Origin of the sequence: Azospirillum lipoferum 4B, from assembly GCF_000283655.1 — a bacterium.
GTDB classification, from domain to species: Bacteria; Pseudomonadota; Alphaproteobacteria; order Azospirillales; family Azospirillaceae; genus Azospirillum; species Azospirillum lipoferum_C.
In genome coordinates, this window is sequence record NC_016586.1 from 552,592 (window position 1) to 579,570 (window position 26,979).

Sequence of the window (26,979 nt, forward strand, 5' to 3'; positions counted from 1 at the left end):
GTGGGGTTCCTCAAATGCCGCTTCGGCGCAGGCGGTGGCGGCGCAGCAGGATCAGGCCCAGCAGGGCCACGCCGATCACGGTGAAGGAGAAGACCGTCGTCAGCGATCCCAGCGCATAGAGCACCGGCGTGGTGACGTTGGTGGTCATGCCGTAGATCTCCAGCGGCAGCGTGTTGAAGCTGCCGGCGGTCATCAGCGTGCGGGCGAACTCGTCATAGGACAGGGTGAAGCCGAACAGGCCGACGCCGATCAGGCTGGGCAGCAGGATCGGCAGCACGACATGGCGCACCGTCTGCCAGGGGGACGCGCCGAGGTCGCGCGCCGCCTCCTCATAGGCCGGGTTGAAGCGGTTGAAGATGGCGAAGACGATCAGCAGGCCGAAGGGCAGCGTCCAGGTCAGATGCGCGCCCAGCGCCGAGCTGTACCAGGCCGGCTCCAGCCCCAGGATGTTGAAGAACAGGCCGATGCCCAGGCTGACCAGGATCGACGGCACGATCAGGCTGGCGACCGCGAGATAGAACAGCGCCCCGCTGCCCCGGAATCGGCGGCGGAAGGCGAAGCCGGCCAGGACCGAGAACAGCACGGTCAGCACCATCACCATCAGCCCCAGCGCGATGGAGCGGCGGAAGGATCCGCCGAAATCGCCCACTGCCTGCTGTTCGAACAGGTTGCGGAACCAGTGCAGCGAGACGCCGTTCATCGGGAAGGTCAGTCCGCCCTCCGGTCCCTGGAAGGACAGGATCAGGATGGTCGCCGTCGGTCCGTAGAGGAACAGCACGAACAGCGCGAAGAAGGCGCCCAGCAGATAGAAGGACAGGCCCCGGCGTGACGAATTCATCGCTCACAGCTCCTTCCGGATATCGACGACGCGCAGCATCGCCACCACCATGATCAGGACGACGGCCAGCAGCACCACCGCATTGGCGGCGGCGGCCGGGTATTGCAGCAGCGAGATCTCGTTGGCGATCATCAGCCCGATGGAGGCGCTCTGCCCCCCGCTCATCAGCCGCACGGTGATGAAGTCGCCCATCACCAGCGTGACGACGAAGATGGAGCCGATGGCGATGCCGGGCTTGGTCAGCGGCAGGATGACGTTCCACAAGGTCTGAGCCGCGCTGGCGCCGCCGTCGCGCGCCGCCTCGATCAGCGCGCGGTCGATCCGCATCATCGAATTGAAGATCGGCACCACCATGAACAGCGCATAGAGGTGGACGAAGGCCAGCACGACCGAGAAATCGGAGAACAGCAGGAACTCCAGCGGCTGGTCGATGATCCCGGCGGAGATCAGCCCGGAATTCAGCAGCCCGTTGCGCCCCAGGAACGGGATCCACGAGATCATGCGGATGATGTTGGAGGTCCAGAACGGGATGGTGCAGACCAGGAACAGCACCATCTGCCAAGTGGTCGAGCGCACATGGAAGGCCAGGAAATAGGCCACCGTAAACCCGATGCCGAGCGTGATCGCCCAGGTCAGCGCCGCATATTTCAGCGTGTTCAGATAGGTCTTCCAGGTGACCGGCGAGGTCAGCAGTTCGGTGTAGTTGGTCAGCACGAAATCCGGGTAGATGCGCACGCTGTCGTAATCCCAGAAGCTGACCGCAACGATGGTCAGGATCGGCACCAGCAGGAACAGCAGCAGCGCGACGGTCAGCGGCGCCGCCTGGAGATAGGGGGCGACGCGCGGCAGCAGACGGGGACGCCGCGCCCTGCCGGCGGCGGCCGTGACGGACGGTCGGGACGTTTCGGCGGTCAGGGTCATCGGCGGGGTCCTGCAATTTAAAGATAGGATCAGTGCTGTGCCCCCTCCCTCCCGCTTCGCGGGTCCCTCCCTCCCCCGCCTTCGGCGGTGGAGGGACAGAAAGCGGCAGTCCCCTCTCCCGCGAAGCGGGGGAGGGTTAGGGAGGGGGCAAAACCGACGACGTTACGCCGCGATGAACTCGTTCCACTTGCGGACCATGTAGCGGTCCTCGTCCATCACCGCGTTCCAGCAGGCGACGCGGCCCATGCGGTCCTGGAACGAGCCGCCGTCGCGCACCGCGCCGGCCTTTTCCATCACCTTGCCTTCGGGGCTGAGGATGTCGGTCTTGGCCGGCTGGCCCTCCATCCAGAAGGCCCACTCCTCCGGCGTCATGTGCTGCTTGGCGGTGTCGAGCACGGCCGAATAATAGCCCTGACGGTTCAGATAGGCGCCGACCCAGCCCGACAGATACCAGTTGATGTACTCGTAGGCAGCTTCCAGCTCCAGCCCGCTCAGATGCTTGGCGATGCCGAGGCCGCCGCCCCAGGCGCGATAGCCTTCCTTCAGCGGCTGATAGACGCACTGGATGCCCTTGGCGCGCACGGCGGCGACGGCGGGCGACCACATCGACTGGATGATGACCTCGCCCGACGACATCAGGTTGACGCTCTCGTCGAAGGTCTTCCAGAAGGCGCGGAACTGGCCGGCCTTCTTGGCCTCGGTCATGATCTTGAGGGTCTTGTCGATCTCCTCCTTGGTCATGTTGCCCTTGTCGCCATACTTGATCTCGCCCATCGCCTCGCAGACCATGGCGGCGTCCATGATGCCGATGGACGGGATGTTCAGCAGCGACGCCTTGCCCTTGAAGGCGGGGTCGAGCAAATCCTTCCAGCTGGAAATCGGCCGGCCGACCAGATCGGGGCGGATGCCCAGCGTGTCGGCGTTGTAGATGGTCGGGATCAGCGTCATCCACTGGGTCGGCGACTTGGCGAACTTGGTGCTGTCCTTGCCCTCGACGAAGCCCACGGTGTGGGGGGCGGTGCCCTGGGCGATGGCGCTGTCCGGCGTCAGCTTGCCGGTGACGAAGATCGGGACGATCTTGTCGAAATTCTTGATCTTGGAAACGTCCATCGGCTGCATCACGCCGGCCGGGAAGACCTTCTTGCAGATCCAGTATTCGATATCGGCGATGTCGTAGGACTTCGGCTGCGTCACCGCGCGCTGGGTCACCGCGTCGGAATCGAGCGCGGTCATCTGCAAGGTGAAGCCCAGATCCTCCTTCACCTTGTCGGCGACGGCGTTCAGGTTCGACACGCCGGTGCCGAACTGGCGCAGCGTGATGTTCTTGATGTTCTGCGCCCAGATGGTCGGAAAGCCGGTGATGGCGCCGGAGCCGATTGCGGCGCCCGCCACGGCGGCGGTGCCCTTCAGCAGGGTGCGGCGGCTGACGCCGGTGGAGAGCGTCGAAGGAGTACGGGTGTCGGTCATCGCTGAGCCTCCAGTCTGTTCGTCGTGTTGTTTTTGGATAGCGTTTTTGAAAGGCGGGTCAGGACGCCAGCGGGTGGACGTCCCGGCGGCTCCAGCCGGCGCGCACGCGGTCGCCCACGCCGACCGGCGCGTCGAAATAGCGCGCCTCGTCCAGCACGACGGCGAATTCGTCGGCGCCGGGAATGTCGAGGCTGAGATGGACGGAGGCGCCGTGATATTCCAGCGAGCGCACGGTGCCCTCCACCTGGATTTCGGTCGGCAGCTCGGCACCGCCCAACAGGATGCGGTCGGCCCGCACGGCGCAGCGGCCGGCATCGCCGACGACCCCGCCCTCGATGACGTTGTGGCCGCCGATGAAGCGGGCGACGAAGGCGGTGCGCGGCCGGTTGAACAGCTCGCGCGGCGGCCCGGCCTGTTCGATGCGTCCCTGGTTCATCACCACGGCGAGGTCGGCCAGCGCCATCGCTTCCGTCTGGCTGTGGGTGACGTGGATGAAGGTGATGCCGATGTCGCGGTGCAGGCGCTTCAGCTCCTCGCGCATGCGCACGCGCAGGAAGGGGTCGAGCGCCGACAGCGGTTCGTCCAGCAGAAGCACGCCCGGCCGGGTGATCAGCGCGCGGGCCAGCGCCACGCGCTGCTGCTGCCCGCCCGATAGCTGCGACGGCAGGCGGCCGGCATATTTGCCCATGTCGACCAGATCGAGCATCTCGGCCGCCCGGCGGCGGCGCTCCTCCTTGCCCACCCCCTTCATCTTCAGGCTGAAGGCAACGTTGTCGGTGCAGTCCAGATGTGGAAACAGGGCGTAGCTCTGGAACATCATCGCCGTGCCGCGCTTGGCCGGCGGGTCGTCGTTGACCACGCTGTCGCCGATCAGCAGGTCGCCATCCGTGATGTCCTCATGCCCGGCGATCATCCGCAGGGTGGAGGTCTTGCCGCAGCCGCTCGGCCCCAGCAGGCAGCAGTAGGAGCCGGCGGCGATCCGCAGATCGATGCCGTCCACCGCCACGGTCGCGCCATAGGCCTTGCGCAGCTTCACCAGTTCGACCGTCGAACCCGCCGTCATCGGATGGCCTCCAACATTGTGCACAATATGCGCGGTCGTTTGTGACCGGTTCGCCTTGTGCATGTCGCGTGCCAGCGGTGGAATCCCGGAAATCAGCCGCTTTCCCGATGCTCTGTTGCGCAATGGCTCGGCAATTGTGCAGGGTTTTGGCGCAATGGCGTCATTTTAGGCAATGCTGCTTCCAACAACCTCCGCCGCGCCACTCCGGCGATTGCTGTTTCCCTGCTGGCCCGGTTTGTGCACAATGTTCTGCAGGTTTCCCGCACACCGCTAAAAGCACCCTGCCAGCCCATGACGACCGCCGCGCCCGCCAAGCCAGCCCGCCGCACGCCCCGCGCCCGCACCGCTGCCCGCGCCAGCGCCGAAACCCGCATCGTCCGCAGCATCGGCGAGGCGATTGCCGACCGCCGCCTGCCGCCCGGCACCAAGCTGACCGAGGAAAGCCTGGCGGAAGCCTTCGGGGTCAGCCGGGAACGGGTGCGCAAGGTCCTGCTTCTGCTGGCGCAGCGGCGCGTGGTGACGCTGATCCCCAACCGCGGCGCCTTCGTCGCCAAGCCGACCCCCAAGGAGGCACGCGAGGTGTTCGAGGCCCGCCGGGTGATCGAACGCGCAGTCATGGAACGGCTGGAGCGGATGCCGCGCCCCTTGCCCGACGATGTGCTGGAAAAGCTGCGCGGCCACGGCGCGCTGGAGGATGCGGCGGAACTCGCGGCCGACCGCAAGGCGATGATCCGGCTGTCCGGCCAGTTCCACCTGCTGCTGGCGGAATTCGCCGGCAACGCGACGCTGACGGGGATCCTGGCCGACCTGATCGACCGCTCTAGCCTTGCCATCGCCGCCTTCGAGCGGCGGTCGTCGCACACCTGCTCCGCCGACGATCACCGCCGCCTGATCGCCGCCCTGATCGGCAACGCGCCGGGCGAGGCAACCGCGCTGATGATCGAGCATCTCGACGACGTCGAACGCCAGCTGGATCTGGAGGCCAAGACGGAGACCCGCATCGACCTGAAGGCGATCTTCGCCGACGAGCATGAGCCGGCCTGACGCGACAGGTCCCTGAAACGCGAAGAGCCCCGGCCTCCGACGAGACCGGGACTCTTCGCGTTTCTTGAGGGGTCAGACCCGCATGCCGGCCGACAGGTTCAGCGTGTCCTGGATCTCACCGGCCAGCTGGTCGGCGATTGGACCGACGATCACCTGGACGGAGTTGGCCGACGGCTTCACCACGCCGCGGGCTCCCAGCCGCTTCAGTTCGGCCTCATCGATGAGGGCGGCATCGGCGACGGCCAGACGCAGGCGCGTGGTACAGGCCTCGACGGAGCGCAGATTGCCGGCCCCGCCCAGCGCCGCGACATAGGCGCCGGCCCGGTCGCTCGCCGCCGCCGCCGCGGATGCCGGCGCATGCACCGCCGCCACTGGTGCCGCCGCCTGCCCGGCGGGGATGGCGACATCGTCGCGGCCCAGCGTCTTCAGGTCGAAGCGCCGGATGACGACGCGGAACAGCGTGTAATAGATCACGAAATAGGCAGCACCCACCGGCAGCAGCAGGATCGGGTTGGTGGCCTTGCCGTAATTCAGCACATAGTCGAACAGGCCGGCCGAGAAGCCGAAGCCCAGCTTCACGTTCAGCACGTCCATCAGCACCATCGACAGGCCGGTCAGCACGGCATGGACGGCGAACAACATCGGCGCCAGGAACATGAAGGCGAATTCCACCGGCTCCGTCACTCCGGTCAGGAAGGCGGTCAGCGCCATCGACAGCAGCACCCCGCCGACCGCCGCGCGGTTCTCCGGCTTGGCCGTGTGGTACATGGCGAGGCAGGCGGCGGGCAGGCCGAACATCATCACCGGGAAGAAGCCGGCCATGAAGGCGCCGGCCGCGGGATCGCCCTTGAAGAAGCGGTTGAGATCGCCGGTGACGCCCTGGTAATCGCCCAGCAGGAACCAGGCGATGTTGTTGATGATGTGGTGCAGGCCGGTGATGATCAGCACCCGGTTCAGCACGCCGTAAAGGAACAGCCCCAGCTTGCCGAGCCCCAGCACGCCGGTGGTCAGCGCGCTCAGGCCCGCATCGACGACGGGCCAGCCATAGCCGAAGATCACCGCGATCCCCAGCGCCGCCAGACCGGTGACGATGGGCACGAAGCGCCGGCCGCCGAAGAAGGCGAGATAGTCCGGCAGCTTGATGTCCTTGTACCGGTTATAGAGCTGGCCGGCGATGATGCCGATCAGGATGCCGACCGGAATGCTGATGCGGCTGGACATCTTCGCCACCAGCTCAGGCGCCACGCCGCTGAGCACGACGGCGCCCTTCACCGCCACGAAATAGCCCACCGCACCGGCCAGCCCGGCGGCGCCATGATTCTCGCGGGCGAAGCCGATGGCGATGCCGACGGCGAACAGGACGCCCAGGTTGGAGAAGACGGCGTCGCCCGCCGCGGCGATGAAGGCGATGTTCAGCAGGTCGGGCTGACCGATGCGCAGCAGCAGCCCGGCGATGGGCAGCACGGCGATCGGCAGCATCAACGCCCGCCCGAGCCTCTGGACGCCCGAAAAACGGTCGCCCGAAAAACGATCAGCAGACATTCGGACGTCTCCCCTACAACAGGCCGGGCCTCACCGGGCCGGGCATCAGGATTGGATTTCGGGTATCAGGCGACGGAGCGGAGCCCGGCGGCGCGTTCCATCGCCCGGCGCAGGTTGCCGCCGGTCTCGATCAGCAGGCGGTCGATGTCGGAACCGTCCAGGCCGGCAAGGCCCAGCACGGCGCGGCGGACGTCGCCATGCCGCTCCAGCGCCACCCCGGCCGCCGCCTCGTCCACCCCGGCGATGCGCGCGACCATGGCGGCGCAGCGGCGGCGGAGCTTGGCGTTCTCCGGCCGGACATTGATCATCAGGTTGTCGTAGACATTGCCGAGCGCGGTCATCACGCCGGTCGAAAACAGGTTCAGCACCACCTTCTGCGCGGTGCCGGCGCCAAGGCGGGTGGAACCGGCGATCACCTCCGGCCCGGTCAGGGTCAGAATGGGATGTTCGACGGCCTCCAAGAGCGGGGACCCGGCGCTGCTGGCGATCCCCATGGTCAGGGCTCCCGCCTCCCGCGCGGCGCGGAGAACGCCGACGGTGTAGGCGCTGGCCCCGCTGGCCGACAGGCCGACGACCACGTCATCCGCGGCGATACCCGCACGGGCGGCCTCGGCGCGGCCGGCATCCTCGTCATCCTCCGCAGCACCGGTCAGCCCGCGCGACAGGTCGAGCCCGCCGGCGATCAACAGGACCAGACGCTCGGCCGGCCAGTCGAAGGTCGGCCCCAGGTCCAGCCCGTCCAGCGCCGCCACCATGGCCGAGGATCCGGCGCCGGCATAGACCAGCCGCCCCCGGCCGCCGGACAGGCGGTCCGCCGCGGCCTCCACGGCGGCGGCGACGGCCGGCAGGGCGGGTGCGCAGGCGGCGAGCGCCCGAGTCTGCCCCTCCCAAAGGGCCGTCATCAGTTCATTGGCCGGCCAGAGGTCCAGCCGGCTGTACCGGTGCGCCGTATCCTCCGTGCCGCCCGCCATTCCCGCCGCTCCCGCGCTGCTTGCCGCCCTTGGCGGGCGACCCATCGCCGACCGCCTGCCGGCCGCCGGTGGTATTAGATTGGACTGTATGTGCAGCATACCAAAATCCGGTTCGTCCGCAATCGCAATCTGATTGTTCGCCTTTGCTCCTTTCAGGAATCCCGCCGGCAGCTGTTGCCCATTGGCCTTTCAGTGGTATCATGCTCATCCCAAAGCACTGGAGTGGCTGCCGATGTCCACCGCCGCCGCCACCGCGGCCCCGTTCGACCCGACCGCCCTGTCCGATGCCCTGCCGCTGCCGCTCTACCTCCAGTTGGCGCGGCATCTGCGGACGCTGATCGTCGAAGGGCGGCTGACCGACCAGGATGCCCTGCCCGGGGAGCGCGAGCTGGCGGAAACCTTCGGCGTGTCCCGCGTCACCGTGCGCAAGGCATTGCGGGAGCTGATCGCGGAAGGGCTGCTGCACCAGCGCCAGGGGGCCGGCACCTTCATCAACCGCAGCCCCCATGTGGAACAGCGCCTGTCGACGCTGACCAGCTTCACCGAGGATATCGGCGGGCGCGGGTTGAAGCCGGATTCGCGCTGGCTCAGCCGGTCTGCAGGCACCGCGACGCCGGAGGAGGCGATGGCGCTCGGGCTGCGTCCGGGGGCGGAGGTGGTGCGGCTTCACCGGCTGCGTCTGGCCGACGGCACGCCGCTCGCAATCGAACTCAGCGCCCTGCCAGCCAGCTTCCTGCCCGATCCGGAACTGGTGCAGGGTTCCCTCTATGAGACCTTGCGCGGACGTGGCCATCCGCCCTTCCGTGCCCTGCAACGCTTGTCTGCCATTCGCCTGCCGGCGGATCAGGCGGCGCTTCTGGGGGTTCCCGACGGCGCCCCCGCCCTTTACATTGAGCGCCGCACCTTCCTGGAGAACGGAACCCCGCTGGAGTTCGTCCGTTCCCACTACCGCGGCGACGCCTATGACTTCGTCGTGGAGCTGTCGCTGGCCTGATCCCTGCGGGTCATTCTCTCCCACGCAGTAAAATCCTGACGAGAGCGCGCGATGAAGCCTGCCCTTGATACCCCGTTCCGTGTCCGCGCCATCCTGTTCGACATGGACGGCACCCTGATCGACACCACGGGTCCCGTGGAACGCTCCTGGCGCAGCTGGGCTGCCCGGCACGATCTGGATCCCGACGCCATCCTGGCCGTCTGCCACGGTGTCCGCAGCATCGAAACCGTCCGCCGCTTCGCCCCCGCCGGTGCCGACATCGACGAGGAGGTGCGTCTGGTGGAGGAGTGCTACACCAACGACACCGAAGGCGTGCGTGCCGTTCCCGGCGCGCTGGAGCTTCTGCAATCGCTGCCGCGCCATCGCTGGGCGGTGGTGACCTCCGCGCCGCAGGACATGGCGCGCAAGCGGATCGCCCAGGCCGGCCTGCCCCTGCCCGACCTGCTGATCGGCGCCGACAACGTCACCCATGGCAAGCCCCACCCCGAAGGCTACCGCACCGCCGCCGAAAAGCTCGGCTTCGACCCACGTGAAACCGTGGTGTTCGAGGACGCCCCTGCCGGCCTGGCAGCCGGCAAAGCGGCCGGCGCGCGGGTGATCGCGCTGACCACGACGCTGCCGGCGCATGAGCTGGGCGAGACTCTGTGCCTGCCCGATCTGACGGCGCTGCAGGTGCGCGTGGACGAGGATGGGTTGGAGATCGTGGCGGTGGGTGGGTGACGGGTTCTTGATGTCCAGGCGTCGATTGCCCCCTCCCCAACCCTCCCCCGCTTCGCGGGAGAGGGTGCCTTCTGCGAAGCGACGGCAGTTCCCTCCCCCGCCCAGCGGGGGAGGGTTAGGGTGGGGGCAATCGAAGCCGAAACTCCCTCACACTAGCTCGCCCGCCACTCCCCTTCCACCCAGGTGCCCTTCACCGTCAGGTCCGGCCGCAGCAGCACCAGATCCGCCCGCCAGCCCGGCGCGATCCGCCCGCGCTCGCCGGCCATCCCCAGGAACTCCGCCGGATAGAGCGACGCCATCCGCAGCGACTCCTCCAGCGGCAAACCGATCAGCGTCCCCGCGTTGCGCACCGCCGTCGCCATGTCCAGGTCGGCCCCAGCCAGCGTGCCGTCGGCCAGCACCAGCCGGCCGTCCCGCCGGTAGATCGTCCGGCCGTTCAGCTCGAAGCGATCCGCGTCGGTGCCCGTCGGCGGCATGGCGTCGGTCACCAGCATCATCCGCCCGCGCGGCCTGGCAGCCAGCGCCGCCCGCATCATCAGCGGATGGACGTGGTGCCCGTCGGCGATCAGCCCGCACCAGGGCCGCCCGTCGGCCAGCGCCGCGCCGGCCGGGCCGGGCTGGCGGTTGGCGATGCCGGGCATGGCGTTGTAGAGGTGGGTGACCCCGCGTACGCCGAGGTCGAAGGCCTCCACCACCCGCTCCGCGCTCGCCATGGTGTGGCCGACCGACAGGATCACCCCGGCGGCCATCAACCGCGACAGGGCGGCATCCTCCACGCATTCCGGCGCCAGGGTCAGCAGCACCCGCCCGCCCGGCATCCGCCCCGGCAAGCCGCCGATGAAGTCCAGGTCGGCCCCGTCCGGCGCGCGGACGAAGCGCGGATCATGCGCGCCCACCCGCTGCGGGCTGATGAACGGCCCCTCGAAATGGATGCCCAAGACCCCGCTGCCCGGCTGCGCCACCGCCGCCACCGCAGCCTCGGCGGCGGCGCGGTGGCATTCGGGCGTGTCGGTGATGATCGTCGGCAGCAGCCCGGTGGTGCCGAAGCGCCGGTGCGCGGCGGCGATGGCCAGCGTCGCCTCCAGCGTCGGCCGCTCGTTGAACAGAACGCCGCCGCCGCCATTCACCTGGATGTCGATGAAGCCGGGGGCCAGCAGGTCGCCGGCCTCCAGCGCCACAGTCCGGTCGATGTCCGGCAGAGTGCGGCCGGGGGCGACGATGTCGAGGATGCGGCCATCCCCGACCAGCAGGCTGCGGCCGTCGAGGATGGTCTCGCCCGTGAAAATCCGGGCACCGGTCAGGAGCTGTCGCATCAGACGGTCTTCGTCACTTTGGCGAGGTTGGGCGGGCTGTCGGGATCGATGCCGCGGGCCAGTGCCAGTTCATAGACCGCGCCGTAGAAGCTCTGCAACGCCGCCAGCGGTGCGGCCTCCGGCGCCAGGTTGGGCAGGCCGGGCAGCAGCGTGGTGCCGGCAAGGCCGCTTTCCGTCGTGGCGACGGCGGCTCCCAGCCCGACGATGCGCTCCACCACCGCGCGGGTGTGCGGTTCCGCCGCGTCCGCCTGGGTCAGGGCCAGCATGGGGAATCCGGGACCGACCAGCGCCAGCGGCCCGTGGACGACCTCCGCCGCGCTGAAGGCTTCCGCATGCAGGCGGCAGGTCTCCTTGAACTTCAGCGCCATCTCCAGCGCCGCCCCGAAGCCGACTCCACGCCCCAGCACATAGAGGTTCTGCGCCGTGACGAGCGGCATCAGCGCCGGTTTCCAGTCCAGCGCCTTCGCCGCCTCCAGCGTTTCCGGCAGGGCGGCCAGCGTCGCCTTCAGCGACGGGTCGTCCTGCCAGTGGGCGACCAGCTGCAGATAGGCGGCGAGCGAGGCGATGCAGGATTTGGTCGCCGCCACGCTGCGCTCCGGCCCGGCCGACAGCGGCAGGCAATGGTCGCACATGTCCGCCAGCGGCGAGTCCTCCGCATTGACGAAGCCGACCACCAGCGCCCCGCCGGCCTTCGCCGCCTCCACCAGCCGCAGCAGGTCCGGGCTGCGGCCGGACTGCGAGACGGCGACGAACAGCGCGCCCTCCAGGCTCAGCCGCCCGCCATAGACCGAGGCGATGGACGGCCCGATGGAGGCCACCGCCCGGCCCATGCGCGTTTCGATCAGGTATTTGCCGTAGGCCGACGCATGGTCGGAACTGCCGCGCGCGCAGGTGACGACGAAGCGCGGCGGATTGCGGCGCAGCCGCTCCCCCAATTCGGCGAAGCCGGCGCCGCAACGCTCGATCTGCCGGGCCACCGCGGCGGGCGCCTCCGCGGCCTCGGTGGCCATCAGGGGAAGATTTCGGGGCGGCTTCTGCTCTGTCATGGCGGCGCTCGCGATTGACTGGTATAGATACCAATGTAAGACCTTCTAGCGCCGGAGGCCAGCGTCCATTGGTGGAATCGCATCGCAACCCTGCCCTCACCACGCAGAAGAAAAGCGGCGCGACCTGGAAGGGCCGCGCCGCATGATGGAACCAGTAGAATACCAGATGGGACGCGCGCTATTCGGCGGCGCGGCGCCCGCCCGCCAGCAGTTCGGTCAGCGCCCCGGCGAGCGCGTCGGCGTCGTTGCCGACGATCAGGTCGAGGCCGTTGGGGGGCATCTCCATCACGGCACGGACGCCGGCCCTTTTCAGCGCCTCGGCATTCGCCTTGCCGGCATCGGCCAGTTCGATCCGCAGACGGGTGGTGGCGAAGGCGGCAAGCGTCTTGATGTTGCCGGCCCCGCCCAGCGCCTCGGCGATGCGGGCGGCGCGGTCGGTCGGCAGCGGTGCCGCGGCCGGAACGGAGACAGGCTTGACCGAGACAGGCGCCACGACGGCGGCCGGACCGTCAGCTTCCACGCCGGCGGAGCGCAGATACTCCTGCATCTCGGTCTTCAGGTTCTCCGACAGGGTGCCGAACACCGCCTGAACGCTGTCGCGCACCCGCAGGATGCCGGAGGCCCCCATGCCGCGCAGCTTGCCCTCGTCGACGCGGGCCGGATCCCGGACCACCACGCGCAGGCGGGTGATGCAGGCGTCCAGGTTGGAGATGTTGCCGCGCCCGCCGAAGGCGAGAACCAGATCGCGCGCCCGCTCGCTGCCGGTGGCCGCCATGGCGCCGCCCTCCGTCGCATCCTCGCGGCCGGGGGTCTTCAGGTTCAGTGCCTGGATGGTGTAGCGGAACACCACATAGTAGATCGCCGCATAGGCCGGACCAAGGATCAGCACCAGCCACCATTTCTGCGAATAGGGGCTGAGCACGTTGAACAGCACGAAGTCGATGCCGCCCTGCGAGAAGGTGAAGCCCATATGGGCGCCCAGCGAGTTCATGATGAACTGCGAGGTCGCCGCCAGCACGGCGTGGATCAGGTACAGCACCGGCGCCAGGAACAGGAACGAGAATTCGATCGGTTCCGTGATGCCGGTCAGGAAGGAGGTGAGCGCGGCGGAGATCATGATGCCGCCGACGCGCACCCGGTTCTCCGGCTTGGCGGCATGCCACATGGCGATGGCCGCGGCCGGCAGGCCGAACATCTTGAACAGGAAGGCGCCGGACAGGATGCCGGCGGTCGGGTCGCCGGCGAAATAGCGGGCGATGTCGCCATGGACGATCTGCCCGTCGACATTCTGGAAGGACCCGATCTCGAAGAAGAAGGGCACGTTCCAGATATGGTGCAGGCCGAAGGGGATCAGCAGGCGTTCGACGAAGCCGTAGATGGTCGCCGCCAGACGCGGATCGTTCACCGCCGCCCAGTGCGAGAAGCTGTTGATGCCGCCCTGGATCGGCGGCCAGATCACCGACAGCACGACGCCCAGCACGATGGCGGCCAGCGCGGTGATGATCGGCACGAACCGCTTGCCGGCGAAGAAGCCGAGATAGGCCGGGAGAGCGATCTTGTAGAAGCGGTTGAACATCGCCGCCGCCAGACCGCCGGCCAGGATGCCGCCGAACACGCCGGTTTCCATGGACTTGATGCCCATGATGGTCTTGGGCTCCATCCCCCAGACCCCGGTCATCACGCCCAGCGTGGCCAGCATCACGATATAGCCGATGGTGGCGGCAATGGCCGACACGCCGTCATTCTCGGTATATCCCAGCGCGACGCCGATGGCGAAGATCAGCGGGAGGTTCCCGAAGATCACGTCGCCCGAATTCTTCATCAGCATCGACAGCAGCGGCGGCATCCATTCGAAATTCGCCGCACCGATACCCAGCAGCAGACCGGCGACGGGAAGAACCGCCACCGGCAACATCAGCGATTTGCCGATTTTCTGTAGAAACGCAAAGGGGTTCAATGCCATGACGGCTCTCCCGCAATTTGTCCGGCGGCGGCAACATCGTCATCCCCGGACGGGAATACAACCCGCAAGGGGGACAGGTTGCACGACATAGGCGACATAGCTTGTCAGGCAAGGCTGGAGGCTTATCCCGAACGCGCCCGATCGGGCGCGGATTGGCCGCAGGCTTCCGCCTTTCCCGGACAGAAAGTTTCGATAATCTATAGCGGGAATTGCGCCTGAGCCATGCGGCGTCTGCGCGCATACAAACGATCCGGCGACCGTGCCAGGATCGCAGCCGTCCGACGCGAAGGCGCCCGCTGGGGTCGATGCGTTAAGAATGAGGACCAACCAAACATGACCGCGATCACGCTTGCAGCACCGCTGGCCGGATGGGCCATGCCGCTGGCCGAAGTTCCCGACCCCGCCTTCGCCCAGGGGCTCGTCGGGACCGGCATGGCCATCGACCCGACCGTGAACGAGTTGCGCAGCCCCTGCGACGGCGTCGTGCTGTCGGTTCACCGCGCGCGCCATGCCTGCACCCTGCGGGCCGCCAGCGGGGCGGAGGTGCTGCTGCACCTGGGCGTCGACACCGTCGGGCTGAACGGCGAAGGCTTCACCGCCCATGTCGGCGACGGGCAGGCGGTGAAGGCCGGCGATCTCCTGATCAGCTTCGACATGGATCTGGTGGGAAGCCGGGCGCAGAGCCTGGTCAGCATGATGGTCGTCGTGAATGACGGCTTCACCGTCGACGGCCAGTCCGTCGACCGCGAGATCGCGGTGGGTGAGCCGGCGATGACCGTCCATGGCGGCAGCGGCGCCGATGCCGCCCTTCCCTTCGCCACCCCCGACTCGGACGAGACCGGCGAGCGCAGCGTTGTCCTGCCCATCGCCAACGGGCTGCATGCCCGGCCGGCCGCCGCCCTGGTCGCCGCCACCAAGGCTTATCCCGGAACCGTCACCATCCACTGCCGCGACCGCAGCGCGAACGCCAAGAGCGTCGTCGCCCTGATGGGGCTCGGCACCGTGCTGGGCGACCGGCTGACCGTGCGCGCCGCGGGTCCCGGCGCCCAGGACATGGCGGTGAGCATCGCCGTGCTGATCGAAGGCGGGCTGGGCGATCCGGTCGTCGACACTGCCGCGGCACCGGCCGCGACCGCTGCCGCGCCGGTTGCCGCCACCCCGGCCGCTCCTGCGGCCCAACCGGCGGAGGAGATCGGCCCGCCCTTCGCCCCCGGCGAGGAGGTTCTGCTGAAGGGCACCATCGCCGTGCCGGGTCAGGCGGTGGGCTCCGTCGTCCGCCGCTTCCGCAGCGCCGTGCGCGTGGCGGAGGAGGGCGCCGGACCGGCGGTGGAGGAACCGCGGCTGCATCGGGCGCTGGACAGCGTGATCGCGGAGCTGGGCCGCTCGGCCGAACGGATGCCGGAACACGCCGCCATCTTCCAGGCCCATCGCGAACTGCTGGACGATCCGGAACTGCTGGACGGCGCGCTCGCCGACATCCGCGCCGGCAAGAGCGCGGAATGGGCGTGGCAGCGGACGGCGCGGCTGCAGGCCGATGCGCTGGCGGCGCTGGCCGACCCGCGCATGGCGGAACGGGCGGCCGACCTGCGCGACCTGGAACAGCAGGTGCTCACCGCGCTGTCCGGCAAGGCGCCGAGCGTCGGTCTGGCGGAGCTGCCGGCCGGCAGCATCGTACTGGCCGACGAAATCCTCCCCTCCGACCTTGCCGGCGTCCCGGCGGGGCGGCTGGCCGGTATCGGCATGGCGCATGGCGGCCCGACCTCCCACGCCGTCATCCTGGCGGCGGCGCTCGGCGTGCCGACCGTGGTTGCGCTCGGCCGGCAGGCGGAGCGGGTGCCGGACGGCGCCCCCGTCGTGATCGACGGCAACCGCGGCGAACTGCTGGTCTTCCCGCCGGAGGACATGCTGGCGACCACGCGCACCGCCGTCGCCGCCCGCGCCGCGCGGCGCGAGGAGAACCGCCGCAGCGCCGGCGAGGAGTGCCGGATGGCCGACGGCACGCGGATCGAGGTGTTCGCCAATCTGGGCCGGGTCAGCGACGCCCCCGGCGCAGTGGTGGAGGGGGCGGAAGGCTGCGGCCTGCTGCGCACGGAATTCCTGTTCCTGGAACGCCAGTCCGCCCCCACGGAGGACGAGCAGCACCAGCAGTACCAGCAGATCGCCGACGCGCTGGAAGGCCGGCCGCTGGTGATCCGCACGCTGGACGTCGGCGGCGACAAGCCGCTGCCCTATCTGCCGCTGCCGAAGGAGGAGAACCCGGTGCTGGGCCTGCGCGGCGTCCGCGTCGGCCTGCGCGAACCGGAGCTTCTGCGGGCGCAGATCCGCGCCATCCTGCGGGTTAAGCCGGCAGGCGCCTGCCGCATCATGGTGCCGATGATCGCCTCGCCATCGGAACTGCTGGCGGTGCGGGCGATGGTGGATGAGGAGCGCACAAAGCTCGGCCGCGCCGAACCGATCGAGCTGGGTGCGATGATCGAGGTGCCGTCCGCGGCGCTGATCGCCGACCGCATCGGCGCCGTGGCCGATTTCCTGTCCATCGGCACCAACGACCTGACCCAGTATGTGCTGGCGATGGACCGCGGCAACCCGCATGTGGCGGCCCAACTCGACGCGCTGCATCCGGGCGTACTGCGGCTGATCCGCCTCGCGGTGATGGGGGCCAAGACCCATGACCGGACGGTCGCGGTCTGCGGCGGCTCCGCCTCCGACCCGATGGCGGCGCCGCTGCTGATCGGGCTGGGCGTGACGGAACTGTCGGCCACCCCGGCGGTGATCGCCGACCTGAAGGCCTTCATCCGCACCCTGCGCATGGAGGACTGCCGCCGCGTCGCCGAAGCGGCGCTGGCCACCGACAGCGCCGACGAGGTCCGCCGGCTGGTGGCGGAGGCGTGGCCGGCGATCTGACGCCGGGCTTGCAGAGCAGAGGCGCACAAATGAAAGGCCGGCCGCCCATTCCCGGGCGGACCGGCCTTTTCCTTCCGACCTGGCGAACGCCTATCGGCCCGGATCAGGTCCGTCCGGTCATCGGCAAGGCGGCCACCGCCCGGCGCCCGCCATACCAGCGGGCGGCGCCGCGGGTGGCGGTGCGCATCGCGGCGATGCCGATCAGCGACGCAGCGACGAACAGGCCGGTTTGCAGGTCACCCCGCGTCAACAGCGCAGCGGCCATGCCGACAACCAGCACCCGGTAGACCGTCTCGCAATAGCGCAGCCCGGCCAGGAAGGCGTCGGCACCGCCGAAACTGTCGCCGCCGGCCAGCCGTCCGACCTGCGACTGCCCGGTCATCGGGCTCGCCGGTCCGGTGGCGCCAAGCGCGATCATCGCCGCCAGCGCCGCGACACCGGCCAACGCCAGCGCGCCCAGCAGCGGATGCAGCAAGGCCAGGATCGCCAGATGGATCGGCGCCCAGACGGCCTCCAGCAACCACACGCGCTCAAGCCACGCCACGGCTCCTGCAGACGGCATCAGCCGCGCCAGTTCCCGCGCCTGGGCGAAGTCCAGCAGGGCATGGAGGGCGAAAAGCCCCAGCGCGACGGCGACAAGAGCGAGCAGGGCGCCATTCCCCGCGCCGTCCCACAGGGCCGACTGGAGCGGAGCGGCATAAAGCGCGCTGCCGGCCACCAGCAGATTCGCCAACGCTCCGAACAGACCGCTGCGGATCAGAGCGGATCGGTTGATGGCCGCGTGACGGGCGGTGGACGACGCCATGGCGGACGCTCGCGTTCGAAAAGGAAGGACCGGAGACGTGGATCGCCCCCCGATGCCCGGGCTTGGAGCCGGTGGATCCCGATGGGCGGACTGCTCGAACGATACAAGGCTCATGCGGGTTACGGCCGGACGGCCGCTCCTTCACCACGGGGCGCTGGAACTGTGCGCCGGGCCGGAGACCGGTGCATCGCGGGCATGATGCGTGGGAAAATTTCCCACTTCAAGCGAAAAGGTGATTCCCTTTCCGCCGCCCCGCGCTATTGTCAGCTCTGTCATGGGGCATGGTCGCCCTCGTCATTGGCCAGCTATGTTGGAGTTTCCGGCGCGTGCCGACCCGCAACCCCGAAACCGACAGCCCGAAGGGGGGCGGCTTGTCCGGGGCGGCTCCCCCTCCGGCCGTGCTGACGGCGGTGCGCCGGGTTCTGGTTCCGCTGGTGCGGACGCTGATCGGCTTCGGGATATCCTGGCCGATGCTGGCGAACCTGCTGAAGTCGGTGTATGTCGAGGTGGCGGAGCGAGGCTTCGCGCTGCCCGGGAAGCCGATGACCGACAGCCGCATCACCCTGCTGACCGGCGTCCACCGCAAGGACGTCAGCCAGATCCGCAACGCTCCGCCGCCGGCGGAGGCCGCCGCCGCCGCCGCGCCGTCATTCGGATCGCAGGTGTTGAGCCGCTGGCTGACCGAAGCCGCCTACCGCGATGCCGGCGGCCGGCCGCGCCCCCTGCCCCGCAATGCTCCCTCCGATGGCGGGGCCAGCTTCGAGACGCTGGTGACCGGTATCAGCAAGGACATCCGGCCTCGCGCCCTGCTGGACGAATTGCTGCATGCCGGGCTGGTGGCGGAGCGGCCGGACGGTCTGCTCGAACTCGACACCGCGGCGCATGTGCCACGGGGCGATCTGGACAAGCTCGCCTATTATTATGGCCGCAATCTTGCCGACCATCTGGCGGCGTCCGGGCACAATCTGGCCGGCGGCGTGCCGCCCTTCCTGGAACGGGCGCTGGCCTACGACCGGCTGAGCCCCGGATCCATCGCCGCCCTGCGCCGGGAGGCGGACCGGCTGGGCATGGCGATGCTGGTGGAACTGAACCGGATGGCCGCCGACCTTGCCGATGGCGATGCCGGCCGCGAGGACGCCAACCACCGCTTCACCGCCGGCCTCTACCTCTATGACGAGGCGGAACCGCCCGCTCCTGCGCTGAAAACCGCCGATGCCGGCGGGGAAACGGCGCCGCCGTGACCGCTCCCGCCAGCCCCCCGCCTCGCCGCCCGGTCGGCATTCTGGCCAGCACGCTGACCCGCAACATTGTGGCAACGCTGATGCTGGCCGCCGCCGGCTGCAGTCCGCTGCACGACGGTTCCTCGCGCGATGGAGGCGTGGCGGACCGCGGGATCGGGGGAACCGGCATTGCGGTCACCGACCGCGGGATCGGCGGCACAGGAATAGTCGGCACCGTGACCGCCTTCGGCAGCGTCTGGGTCAACGGACTGCGGGTCGATCTGCCGCCGACCACCGCGGTGCGGATCGAAGGGCAGCCGGCGGATCCCGGTGAGGTCAGGCTCGGCCAGACGGTCGCAATGACCGCTGGTCCCGGCGGGCCGACCGGCCTCACCGCACGCACGCTGGAGGTCCGCTATGCCGTGGCCGGTCCGGTAGAGCGGGTGGAGGGAGGCGGCGGTCTGGTGATGGGGCAGCGCATCGACCTTGCCGATGCGGAGGGAACCACCGCGCTCACCCCCGGCCGCTGGGTCGCCGTTTCCGGCCTGCGCCGTCCGGACGGCGTCGTGGACGCCAGCCGCGTCGATCCCTGGAATCCCGCCCAGGGTTGGGTTCTGCGCGGCCGGCTGGATGCGGTCACGCCCACCACCCTGACCGTTTCCGGGGTGCCGCTCCAGCGTGGGCTGAACCTTGCCGTGCCGCCGGTCGGAAGTCTCGTGCGTGTCGCCGGAATTCGGGCTGCGGCAGGTGCCTCCGGCAATTCGGCGCTGTCGGTCGAATCCGATCCCTTCAATCCCTTCGGCACGACCGTCGGCGCACTGTCGGTCGAAACCTATGTGGATCCGTCAGGACAGACGGCGATCCCCGGCGGCCCCCGGCTGGACATGTCGGATCGCGGCGCGGCGCCGGCACGGGTGGTGATCGACAGCGTGGTGACGTCCGGCGGCGGACTCGGCAGCAGCCGCGCCTACGGCGCCCAGCGCCTGGGCGGACGGTCGCTGTCCGGCGCCGATCCCGCGGCACGCGCCGCCGGGCTGGCGCGCGACGGCCAGCGTCCGGATGGCCCCCGTCCGGATGGCCCGCGTCCGGATGGCCCGCGTCCGGATGGCCTGCGTCCCGACGGCCCGCCACCAGAGGGACAGGAAAGCCCCAACGACGCGATGCGCGCCCATCCCGGATATGCCGCTCCCGGTCCGACGCCGGGACCCGGCCGCTCAGCCGCTGGCGAAGACGCAGGATCCGGCCCGGCACGCGCCGCCAGCCCCCCCTCTCCCGGCGCATCCTCGCCAATGAATGGCGGATTCGGCGGGCCGCACAGGGGATCGGCCGGGGTGCCCGGCAGCGGCTTCGGCCGCGGCGCCGGTCCCGACAGAGGCCCACGCGGACCAGGGAGTGGACCGGGGGGTAGACCGGGCGGCCGTGGTGGTGGCGTTCAATAGTGCCTTGCGGCGCAATTCGACAAATTATCGTTGTGCTGGAAGCCCCGCAAAGACCCCGATCTTGGAGAGATCTGGAATCCGCACACACTCTGATCGAAAACCCTCGGCGACTCTTACCATCGCAAGATACCCAAGCTCCGTATCCATCATTTTACTCGATATTGTTGAAAACATTTTTCAGTGCGGAAGTTGGTTACTCTGCGGCATTTTGATCCACGCTTTCAATATGCCTGCACTCTTGAAGTTATCTACGTTAACATACTAATATATCAACATCGGAGGAATGCCCCCGCGGAAGGACATGTCCAGTTGTCAGTAAGGGAAGAGCCCGGCAGACCGCCCGGAGTCCTTTATTGCCTTCGGTTCAGACCATGGACCATGTCGAAAGCTCCCCTGCCGCACGGACCCGGGCACCTCCCGGGCTCATGCCGGCCGGCGTCACTGTCGCCTCCTCCGCACGGGCTGGAATTCTTTGCATAGACAGGACTTGACCATGATCACGCTCCTTCCGCGGCTGTCGATCCGCGCCACGCTTGGCCTTGTCGTCGCCGCGCTGGGCCTGCTGCTGATCGCCACCAGCACCTACACGACGATCGACGTGGTGAACCGCACGCGCACCGCCGACAGGGTCGCCACGCTCAGCGAGACCAGCCGCGAGCTGCTGCGCACGCTGCTGGCGATCCGGCTGGAGCGCGGGCTGGTCGGGCCGGCTCTGGGGGCCGAAGGGCAAGCCGGCGACACCGAACTGCGCGAGATCGCCGCGAACCGCACAGTGGCGGAGGCCGGCTACGCCGCCATCGCCGCCAAGCTGGGCGGGCTCGACCTTCCCGGCCTGCCGGCCGCAATGGAAAAGCTGCGCAGCGGTCACGACACGCTTTCCGCCCTGCGCCGGCAGGCCGACGACGCCCTCCGGCAGGGCAAGGCGGCGCGCGATCCGGCGGTGGCCGCAGCGTGGGCGACGGTCCCGGTCGCCTATCTCGACGCGCTGACCGCCGCCACCGACCTGCTGGACGCCTCGCTGAAGCTGGCCGACCCGATGGTCGATCACCTGCTGGGCATCAAGCGCGCTGCCTGGAACACCCGGCTGAATGCCGGCGGCATGGCGCTGCGCATCCAGACCGCGGTCGCGACCGGTCAGGCCTGGACCCCGGCAGACGCGCAGGCGGTGGCGGAGGCCATCGGCCGCACCACCCAGGCCTGGACCCTGGTGACGGAGGCCGCCGCCCGCCCCGACACGCCGGACGCCATCCGCAGTGCGGTCGAGAAGGCCAGGGTGAATTTCGAAGGCCCGCTGGTCGAACAGCGCAAGGCGGTGCTCGCCGCGCTCGCCGAAGGACGCAAGTCGCCGGTGGAGATCGGCACGATGCGCCAGCAGGACACCGCCAGCCAGGGCTATATCGTCGACGCCGCGCTGGCCGCGGTGGACCGGATGGTCGCCCGTGCCGATACGCAGGCGGCCCATGCCACGCGCGACGCCGTGGTTGCCGGCCTGCTGGTGGTGGCCGCCATCGTCCTGACCGTCGTCGGGTTGGTCGTCGCCAAGCGGCGGGTGAGCGACCCGATCCGCTCCATGACCGACGCGATGCGCCGTCTGGCCGACCGCGATCTGGCGGTTGCGATCCCCGGACTGGAGCGCAGCGACGAGATCGGCGGCATGGCCGCGGCCGTCACCGTGTTCCGCGACAGCATGATCACCGCCGACCGGCTCGCCGCCGAGCAGGCGCGCGAACAGGGCGCCAAGGAGAAGCGCGCGGCCCATCTGGAAGCGCTGATGCGCGACTTCGACGCCAAGGCGATGCACATCGTGGAGACCGTCGCGTCCGCCGCCACCGAGATGCAGGGCACCGCCGGGGCCATGTCCACCACCGCTTCCCAAGCCAGCGAGCAGGCGACCGCCGTCGCCGCGGCGTCCGAACAGGCCTCCGCCAACGTCCAGACGGTGGCCTCGGCGACGGAGGAGCTGTCGGCCTCCATCCTGGAGATCGGCCGGCAGATCGCCGCCTCCACCCGCATCTCGGGCGAAGCGGTGACCCAGGCCGAACAGACCGACGCCACCATGCGCGTCCTGGTGGACGCGGCCGACCAGATCGGCCATGTGGTGGAGATGATCAACACCATCGCAGCGCAAACCAACCTGCTGGCTCTGAACGCCACCATCGAGGCCGCCCGCGCCGGCGAGGCCGGAAAGGGCTTCGCCGTCGTGGCCGGCGAGGTGAAGGCGCTGGCCAGCCAGACCGCCCGCGCCACCGACGAGATCCAGGCCAAGGTGCGGGAGATCCAGCTAGCCACCGGCGGCGCGCAGGAGGCGATCCAGGGCATCGGCCAGACCATCGGCCGCATCAGCGGGATCACCACCACCATCGCCGCCGCCATCGAGGAGCAGGGCGCCGCCACCCGCGACATCGCCGGCAACGTGACGGAGGCCGCGCGCGGCACCAGCTCGGTGTCCTCCACCATCGTCGGCGTCAACCGGGCGGTGCTGGAAACCGGTTCCGCCGCGACCGAGGTGCTGGATGCCGCCAGCAGCCTCGCCCGCGAAGCGGAAACCCTGCGCGGCGAGGTCGCGTCCTTCATCACCGCGGTGCGCGCGGCGTAACGCCCGGCGGTGTCAGGGCTGGCATCAGGAGCGGCCGTTCCGCTCCCTGCCTGCCCCCGCCAGCATGGTTTCCTGCACCGCCATCACCGCCGCCCCGATCACCCCGGCGCTCTCCACCTCCGGCACATACTGGATGTTGAGATGCCGGGTGGAGAGGGCGAGCGAGCGCTGATAGACGCTCTGCCGGATCGAGGCCAACAGCAACGGGCCGATCCGGGCGACGCCGCCGCCGATGAAGATGTGCGACGGGTTGAAGAAATTGACCACCGCGGCCAGCATCCGCCCGATATGGGCGCCGGCCTGCTGGACGATGGCATTGGCGGCAGCATCGCCCGCCCGGCTGGCGTTGCCGAGATCGACGGTGGTCAGCGCACCGTTTCGCTTCAGCAATTCCATCAGCCGCGGGCTTTCCCCGGCGCGGGCCGCCGCCTCCGCCATGCGGGCGATGGCCGGACCCGCCGCCATCGCCTCGACACAGCCGGCATTGCCGCAATGGCAGATCGGCCCCTGCGGATCGACGCAGATATGCCCGACGTCGCCGGCCGACCCGTCGCGCCCGCGATAGACCATGCCGTGGCAGATGATGCCGCAGCCGATGCCGGTGCCGATCTTGATGACCAGGAAGTTCTGAAGCTGGCCGCGCAGGCGCCAATGGGTGCCCAGCGCCATGATGTTCACGTCGTTGTCGACGAAGACCGGGGCGGCATACTCCTCCGCCAGACAATCGCGGATCGAGAAGCTCTCCCACCCCGGCAGCAGCGGCGGGTTGACCAGCATGCCGCTGTCGAAGGCGACCGGTCCCGGCACGCCGACCCCGATCCCCAGCAGCTGCGCAGCACCGATCCCGCAGCGCTCCCGCGCCTCGCGCAGCAGATCTCGCACGCGTGCGAACAGGGCGGCCGGACCGTCGCGGACCTCGGCCGGTTCCGACCGGTGGTCCAGCACCGTCATGTCCGGAGCCAGCAGGGCCACGTCGACGCTGGTGGCGCCGATGTCGATCCCCGCCAGCACCCCCATCCGGTGGCTCAGCCGCAGCACCTCCGCCCGCCGCCCGCCGGATGAGGGCTGCACCCCGCCCTCCTCGATCAGTTCGCGGGCGATCAGGCTGGATATCGCGAGGTTGGCCTTGCTCTTGGAGAAGTCGACGGAGGAGGCCAATTCGCCGCGCGACAGCCCGCCCGACCAGAACAGCCGCTCCAGCATGGCGCGCTCGCCATCCGACAGACGTTGCCAGTCAACCATGGAGGAATGCCTTTCCGAACTGGTCCCGCCCCCTCCCCATCCCTCCCCCGCTAACGCGGGAGAGGGTGCCTTGTGCGAAGCGGCGGTAGTTCCCTCTCCCGCGTTAGCGGGGGAGGGTTAGGGAGGGGGCATCGTTAGCCGACGCTCCCCCACCCCTAGCACACCCACCCCACTTTTGCCAAATTATGTTCGAAGTCGTCCATTGTCTGTCCAAAGCATCACGCTTACCATCCGCTCAACAGACGAAGCGGCGTCTTCCGGGACGACACGCTCCGCAATGGGAGAAACGTCATGGACGGCATCCGCCCTGCCGCAGCTTTGCGGCCGGTGGAATGGCCGTCAGGGGGTGCGGAGCCATGAGCCTGCATGTCGCCTTCGACGGCATCACCAAGGAATTCGGAGCCGTGCGCGTCCTGCACGGCGTCAGCTTCGACCTGCATCCGGGCCGGGTGCATGGGCTGCTGGGCGAGAATGGCGCCGGCAAATCGACGCTGATGAAGATCCTCGCCGGCTATCACGCGCCGACCTCCGGCACGCTCAGCATCGATGGCGAAGCGGTGACGTTCAAAAGCTCCCGCGACGCCGAGAAGCGCGGGATCGTGCTGATCCACCAGGAACTCAGCCTCGCCGACGATCTCACCGTCGCCCAGAACATGTTCCTCGGCCACGAGATCAAGCGCGGCTGGCTGCTGGACGACCGCGCCATGCGCGACCGGGCGGCCCACGCCCTGCGTCAGGTCGGCTTCGACCTCGATCCCGACAGCAAGGTGCGCGACCTGATCGTCGCCGAAAAGCAGCTGGTGGAGATCGCCAAGGCACAGCTGCGCAACGCCCGCCTGCTGATCATGGACGAACCGACGGCCAGCCTGACCCCGTCCGAATGCGACCGGCTGTTCGGCCTGATCGCCCGGCTCAAGCAGGACAGCGTCACCATCGTCTACATCTCCCACAAGCTGGACGAGGTGGAGCGCATCACCGACGAGGTGATCGTCATGCGCGACGGCCGCTTCGTCGCCCGTGCCCCCACGGCCGAGACGCCGCGCCAGCGCATGGCGACGCTGATGGTCGGGCGCGAACTGACCGACATGTTCCCCGACAAGCACATCCCGCCCATCGGCAAGCCGCTGATGGCGGTGCGCGGCCTGACCGTGCCCGGCTGGGCGGAGGATGTCAGCTTCGACCTTGCTCCCGGCGAGATCCTGGGCTTCGCGGGGCTTGTCGGCGCCGGCCGCACCGAACTGTTCGAAGGCATCCTGGGCCTGCGCCCGCGCAGCGCCGGAACCGTCGAGATCGAAGGCCGCCCGGTGTCCCTGCGAACCCCGCGCGAGGCGATGCGCAACGGCCTGACCTATCTCAGCGAGGATCGCAAGGGCAAGGGCCTGCACGTCAAGATGGGGTTGCGCGACAACCTGACCCTGATGACGCTGCGCCACCACGCCCAGCCGTTGCTGTCGCCGGCATCGGAGGATCGGGCGTTGGAACACGCGGTCGCCAACTTCGGCATCCGCGGCGATCCGCAGGGGTTTGCGTCGTCGCTGTCCGGCGGCAACCAGCAGAAGCTGGCCATCGCCAAGTTCCTGGAGCCCGACCCCCGCGTCTTCGTGCTGGACGAGCCGACGCGCGGCGTCGATGTCGGCGCCAAGCGAGACATCTATTTCCTGATCGCGCGGCTGGCCGCCGAAGGGCGCGGCGTGATCGTGATCTCATCCGAACTGATCGAACTGATCGGGCTCTGCCACCGGGTGATCGTGATGCGCGGGCGCCGGGTGACCGCGACCGTGCCCGCCGACCGGCTCAGCGAAGAGGAGTTGATTGCCCATGCCATCGGGACAGAGATCGGCACCCACGCCCGTCACTGACGTCCGGCGCGACGGTGCGGCGCCGCGCAAGGCGAGCCGCCGCTTCGATCCGCACCGCTTCGGCCCGGTCATCGGGCTGGTGCTGCTGCTGATCGTCGGCACGGCGCTGAACCCGGATTTCGCGACCTGGGACAACCTGATGAACGTGCTGACCCGCACGGCCTTCATCGGGATCATCTCCATCGGCATGTGCTTCGTCATCATCTCCGGCGGCATCGACCTGTCGGTGGGGTCGATGGCGGCGCTGATCGCCGGCGGCATGATCCTGCTGATGAACGCGCTGGCCGCATCGGTCGCTTCGCCGGTCGCGGTGGTGGGGCTCGGCATGCTGTTCGCGCTGCTGCTGGGCGGCGGCTTCGGGCTGGCGCACGGCTATCTGATCACGCGCGGACGGATCGAGCCCTTCATCGTCACGCTGGGCACGCTGGGTATCTTCCGCGCCGTGCTGACCTGGCTGGCCGATGGTGGCGCCATCACGCTGGACAACGATCTGTCGGAGGCCTACGGCCCGGTCTATTACGGCAGCCTGCTGGGCATTCCGGTGCCTGTCTGGGTCTTCCTCGCCGTGTCGGTGGCCGGTGCCGTCCTGCTGAACCGGACCGCCTTCGGCCGCTATGTCCAGGCCATCGGCTCCAACGAGCAGGTGGCCCGCTTCGCCGCGGTGGATGTCGACCGGGTGAAGCTGCTGACCTATGGACTGCTGGGCGTCTGCGTCGGCATCGCCACGGTGCTGTATGTGCCGCGCCTGGGATCCGCCTCCCCCACCACCGGCCTGTTGTGGGAACTGGAGGCCATCGCCGCGGTGATCGTCGGCGGCACCTCCTTCAAGGGGGGCGAGGGGCGGATCGCCGGCACGGTGATCGGTGCGGTGCTGCTGTCGGTCATCAGCAACATCCTGAACCTGACCAGCATCATCAGCGTCTATCTGAACGCGGCGGTCCAGGGCTGCGTCATCATCGCCGTCGCCTTCCTGCAGCGCCGGCGTCCCTGAAAAACGATAAGGAGGAGAAACGTCATGTCGGTAGTTGCGCG

Annotated in this window: 20 protein-coding genes; 9 read left to right on the forward strand and 11 right to left on the reverse strand. The window is 69.1% G+C overall.

Annotated elements, in window-relative coordinates; genetic code table 11:
- Window positions 1-10: 10 nt before the first annotated feature.
- From AZOLI_RS20730 to AZOLI_RS20745, 4 genes are all read right to left on the reverse strand, one after another.
- On the reverse strand, window positions 11-838 hold the full coding sequence (locus AZOLI_RS20730) for an ABC transporter permease (protein ID WP_014189100.1): 828 nt from the start codon (window positions 836-838) through the stop codon (window positions 11-13).
- 3 nt (window positions 839-841) lie between these two features.
- Window positions 842-1,759, reverse strand: coding sequence for an ABC transporter permease (locus AZOLI_RS20735; protein WP_014189101.1), 918 nt, complete (start codon window positions 1,757-1,759; stop codon window positions 842-844).
- Between the two features lie 162 nt (window positions 1,760-1,921).
- On the reverse strand, window positions 1,922-3,226 hold the full coding sequence (locus AZOLI_RS20740; protein ID WP_014189102.1) for an ABC transporter substrate-binding protein: 1,305 nt from the start codon (window positions 3,224-3,226) through the stop codon (window positions 1,922-1,924).
- 58 nt (window positions 3,227-3,284) lie between these two features.
- Entirely contained in the window at window positions 3,285-4,289 is a 1,005-nt protein-coding gene (locus tag AZOLI_RS20745; RefSeq protein WP_014189103.1) for an ABC transporter ATP-binding protein, read from the reverse strand.
- Window positions 4,290-4,580: 291 nt separating this feature from the next.
- On the opposite strand from AZOLI_RS20745, the gene AZOLI_RS20750 reads away from it, so the two are divergent.
- Window positions 4,581-5,333 carry a GntR family transcriptional regulator gene (locus AZOLI_RS20750; RefSeq protein WP_014189104.1) on the forward strand — a complete coding sequence of 251 codons (753 nt, stop codon included), beginning with the start codon at window positions 4,581-4,583 and terminating at the stop codon, window positions 5,331-5,333.
- Window positions 5,334-5,405: 72 nt separating this feature from the next.
- Here the strand turns inward: AZOLI_RS20750 and nagE are convergent, their stop codons facing one another.
- Both nagE and AZOLI_RS20760 read right to left on the reverse strand, forming a co-directional pair.
- Window positions 5,406-6,875 (reverse strand): N-acetylglucosamine-specific PTS transporter subunit IIBC, encoded by a 1,470-nt coding sequence (gene nagE / locus AZOLI_RS20755; protein ID WP_044552310.1) that lies wholly within the window; start codon window positions 6,873-6,875, stop codon window positions 5,406-5,408.
- 65 nt (window positions 6,876-6,940) lie between these two features.
- Window positions 6,941-7,846: an N-acetylmuramic acid 6-phosphate etherase gene (locus AZOLI_RS20760; RefSeq protein ID WP_014189106.1), complete on the reverse strand. Its 906-nt coding sequence runs from the start codon at window positions 7,844-7,846 to the stop codon at window positions 6,941-6,943.
- Window positions 7,847-8,078: 232 nt separating this feature from the next.
- Here AZOLI_RS20760 and AZOLI_RS20765 point away from each other — a divergent pair, with 232 nt between their 5' ends.
- Window positions 8,079-8,840 (forward strand): GntR family transcriptional regulator, encoded by a 762-nt coding sequence (locus tag AZOLI_RS20765; RefSeq protein WP_014189107.1) that lies wholly within the window; start codon window positions 8,079-8,081, stop codon window positions 8,838-8,840.
- Window positions 8,841-8,891: 51 nt separating this feature from the next.
- Entirely contained in the window at window positions 8,892-9,560 is a 669-nt protein-coding gene (locus AZOLI_RS20770; protein ID WP_014189108.1) for an HAD-IA family hydrolase, read from the forward strand.
- A 152-nt stretch (window positions 9,561-9,712) separates the two neighbouring features.
- Here the strand turns inward: AZOLI_RS20770 and nagA are convergent, their stop codons facing one another.
- From nagA to ptsG, 3 genes are all read right to left on the reverse strand, one after another.
- Entirely contained in the window at window positions 9,713-10,873 is a 1,161-nt protein-coding gene (nagA, locus tag AZOLI_RS20775) for an N-acetylglucosamine-6-phosphate deacetylase (protein ID WP_014189109.1), read from the reverse strand.
- Complete coding sequence (locus tag AZOLI_RS20780) at window positions 10,873-11,919, reverse strand: SIS domain-containing protein (protein WP_014189110.1); 1,047 nt, start codon at window positions 11,917-11,919, stop codon at window positions 10,873-10,875. The genes nagA and AZOLI_RS20780 overlap by 1 nt, the downstream gene beginning before the upstream one ends.
- A gap of 178 nt (window positions 11,920-12,097) precedes the next feature.
- Window positions 12,098-13,882 (reverse strand): PTS glucose transporter subunit IIBC, encoded by a 1,785-nt coding sequence (gene ptsG / locus AZOLI_RS20785; protein ID WP_014189111.1) that lies wholly within the window; start codon window positions 13,880-13,882, stop codon window positions 12,098-12,100.
- 333 nt (window positions 13,883-14,215) lie between these two features.
- Here ptsG and ptsP point away from each other — a divergent pair, with 333 nt between their 5' ends.
- Complete coding sequence (gene ptsP / locus AZOLI_RS20790; protein ID WP_014189112.1) at window positions 14,216-16,786, forward strand: phosphoenolpyruvate--protein phosphotransferase; 2,571 nt, start codon at window positions 14,216-14,218, stop codon at window positions 16,784-16,786.
- Window positions 16,787-16,889: 103 nt separating this feature from the next.
- Here the strand turns inward: ptsP and AZOLI_RS20795 are convergent, their stop codons facing one another.
- Complete coding sequence (locus tag AZOLI_RS20795) at window positions 16,890-17,591, reverse strand: hypothetical protein (RefSeq protein ID WP_014189113.1); 702 nt, start codon at window positions 17,589-17,591, stop codon at window positions 16,890-16,892.
- 326 nt (window positions 17,592-17,917) lie between these two features.
- Between AZOLI_RS20795 and AZOLI_RS20800 the strand changes: the two genes are divergently transcribed.
- From AZOLI_RS20800 to AZOLI_RS20810, 3 genes are all read left to right on the forward strand, one after another.
- The gene (locus AZOLI_RS20800; protein ID WP_048816547.1) at window positions 17,918-18,832 is read left to right on the forward strand and encodes a DUF6502 family protein; all 915 of its coding nucleotides are present in this window, start codon (window positions 17,918-17,920) and stop codon (window positions 18,830-18,832) included.
- Window positions 18,829-20,250: a DUF5666 domain-containing protein gene (locus AZOLI_RS30480; RefSeq protein ID WP_014189115.1), complete on the forward strand. Its 1,422-nt coding sequence runs from the start codon at window positions 18,829-18,831 to the stop codon at window positions 20,248-20,250. Before AZOLI_RS20800 ends, AZOLI_RS30480 begins: the two co-directional genes overlap by 4 nt.
- A gap of 493 nt (window positions 20,251-20,743) precedes the next feature.
- Window positions 20,744-22,846 carry a methyl-accepting chemotaxis protein gene (locus tag AZOLI_RS20810; protein ID WP_014189116.1) on the forward strand — a complete coding sequence of 701 codons (2,103 nt, stop codon included), beginning with the start codon at window positions 20,744-20,746 and terminating at the stop codon, window positions 22,844-22,846.
- Window positions 22,847-22,870: 24 nt separating this feature from the next.
- Here AZOLI_RS20810 and AZOLI_RS20815 read toward each other — a convergent pair whose 3' ends face one another.
- A complete protein-coding gene (locus tag AZOLI_RS20815) occupies window positions 22,871-24,088 on the reverse strand; it encodes an ROK family protein (RefSeq protein ID WP_014189117.1) in 1,218 nt (405 codons plus the stop codon).
- Between the two features lie 356 nt (window positions 24,089-24,444).
- Between AZOLI_RS20815 and AZOLI_RS20820 the strand changes: the two genes are divergently transcribed.
- The gene (locus tag AZOLI_RS20820; protein WP_014189118.1) at window positions 24,445-25,947 is read left to right on the forward strand and encodes a sugar ABC transporter ATP-binding protein; all 1,503 of its coding nucleotides are present in this window, start codon (window positions 24,445-24,447) and stop codon (window positions 25,945-25,947) included.
- Window positions 25,907-26,938, forward strand: coding sequence for an ABC transporter permease (locus AZOLI_RS20825; RefSeq protein WP_014189119.1), 1,032 nt, complete (start codon window positions 25,907-25,909; stop codon window positions 26,936-26,938). Before AZOLI_RS20820 ends, AZOLI_RS20825 begins: the two co-directional genes overlap by 41 nt.
- The last annotated feature ends 41 nt before the right edge of the window (window positions 26,939-26,979 follow it).

Coding starts and splice junctions, on each gene's coding strand:
- AZOLI_RS20730 (WP_014189100.1), bottom strand. CDS start 838: ATGAATTCGTCACGCCGGGGCCTGTCCTTCTATCTGCTGGGCGCCTTC.
- AZOLI_RS20735 (WP_014189101.1), bottom strand. CDS start 1,759: ATGACCCTGACCGCCGAAACGTCCCGACCGTCCGTCACGGCCGCCGCC.
- AZOLI_RS20740 (WP_014189102.1), bottom strand. CDS start 3,226: ATGACCGACACCCGTACTCCTTCGACGCTCTCCACCGGCGTCAGCCGC.
- AZOLI_RS20745 (WP_014189103.1), bottom strand. CDS start 4,289: ATGACGGCGGGTTCGACGGTCGAACTGGTGAAGCTGCGCAAGGCCTAT.
- AZOLI_RS20750 (WP_014189104.1), top strand. CDS start 4,581: ATGACGACCGCCGCGCCCGCCAAGCCAGCCCGCCGCACGCCCCGCGCC.
- nagE (WP_044552310.1), bottom strand. CDS start 6,875: ATGTCTGCTGATCGTTTTTCGGGCGACCGTTTTTCGGGCGTCCAGAGG.
- AZOLI_RS20760 (WP_014189106.1), bottom strand. CDS start 7,846: ATGGCGGGCGGCACGGAGGATACGGCGCACCGGTACAGCCGGCTGGAC.
- AZOLI_RS20765 (WP_014189107.1), top strand. CDS start 8,079: ATGTCCACCGCCGCCGCCACCGCGGCCCCGTTCGACCCGACCGCCCTG.
- AZOLI_RS20770 (WP_014189108.1), top strand. CDS start 8,892: ATGAAGCCTGCCCTTGATACCCCGTTCCGTGTCCGCGCCATCCTGTTC.
- nagA (WP_014189109.1), bottom strand. CDS start 10,873: ATGCGACAGCTCCTGACCGGTGCCCGGATTTTCACGGGCGAGACCATC.
- AZOLI_RS20780 (WP_014189110.1), bottom strand. CDS start 11,919: ATGACAGAGCAGAAGCCGCCCCGAAATCTTCCCCTGATGGCCACCGAG.
- ptsG (WP_014189111.1), bottom strand. CDS start 13,882: ATGGCATTGAACCCCTTTGCGTTTCTACAGAAAATCGGCAAATCGCTG.
- ptsP (WP_014189112.1), top strand. CDS start 14,216: ATGACCGCGATCACGCTTGCAGCACCGCTGGCCGGATGGGCCATGCCG.
- AZOLI_RS20795 (WP_014189113.1), bottom strand. CDS start 17,591: ATGGCGTCGTCCACCGCCCGTCACGCGGCCATCAACCGATCCGCTCTG.
- AZOLI_RS20810 (WP_014189116.1), top strand. CDS start 20,744: ATGATCACGCTCCTTCCGCGGCTGTCGATCCGCGCCACGCTTGGCCTT.
- AZOLI_RS20815 (WP_014189117.1), bottom strand. CDS start 24,088: ATGGTTGACTGGCAACGTCTGTCGGATGGCGAGCGCGCCATGCTGGAG.
- AZOLI_RS20820 (WP_014189118.1), top strand. CDS start 24,445: ATGAGCCTGCATGTCGCCTTCGACGGCATCACCAAGGAATTCGGAGCC.
- AZOLI_RS20825 (WP_014189119.1), top strand. CDS start 25,907: ATGCCATCGGGACAGAGATCGGCACCCACGCCCGTCACTGACGTCCGG.